This window comes from Methylobacterium tarhaniae, from assembly GCF_001043955.1.
GTDB lineage: Bacteria > Pseudomonadota > Alphaproteobacteria > Rhizobiales > Beijerinckiaceae > Methylobacterium > Methylobacterium tarhaniae.
Window position 1 is genome coordinate 1 of record NZ_LABZ01000413.1, and the last position, 640, is coordinate 640.

Here is a 640-nt window from a genome sequence, read left to right on the forward strand (position 1 = left end):
CGCCAGGGAGGCGGTGCCGTCCTCGGGGAGAAGGTAGAGGCGCCCGGCCTCGACCGCGACGCCGTCCTCGACCGGCGCCTGCGGCAGGGCGACGGCCCGCGCCAGCACCGTGCGCCAGCGCGCCTCGCCGACCACCTCGCGCTGGTGCAGCGCCACCACGACGGCGACGCCCGGCATCTCCGGGGCGTGGGCCAGGAAGCGCTCCAGGGAATCGATCGCCGCCCCCGACGCGCCGACGCCGACCACCACCGGCCGCTCAGGCGGTCGTCCGCCCGCGGTCTCGGTGCCCGGTTCCGCACGGGTCTTCCTCGCCAAGGGTCGTCGCCTCCGATGCCCGGTGATGTGCGGGAGTCATCGTCCCCGCTTCGACCATACGCGCCCGGCGAAGCGCTGTCAGGCTGAGCGGCGGCGATCCCCCCGGCTTTCGCCGGAAAACGTCGCGCCCCTCGCCCGTCTGGTCCGACGTCTTCATCAGCGCGCGCCGGATGACGCGGGCGTGACCGTCATCCTCGCGCGCCCGCTCCTGATGCGTTTCGGCGGCGAGGGCGTTGCCGCGCCGCCGGGCCGATGCGGTCCGCGAGGTTGCCGCCGGGCAATCCGGCGGCAGTCCCGCCAGGAGCGCCCGCAGCGGGGCCACCGC

Annotated in this window: 2 protein-coding genes; both read right to left on the minus strand. The window is 76.2% G+C overall.

All coding sequences use genetic code 11. From position 1 onward, the window contains the following. The coding region (locus VQ03_RS30345) for a chemotaxis protein CheB (RefSeq protein WP_048454660.1) at positions 1-249 on the minus strand (249 nt) is incomplete at its 3' end. Between the two features lie 7 nt (positions 250-256). Next, positions 257-640: hypothetical protein (locus tag VQ03_RS34370; protein WP_208605575.1), on the minus strand; the 384-nt coding region annotated here is incomplete at its 5' end.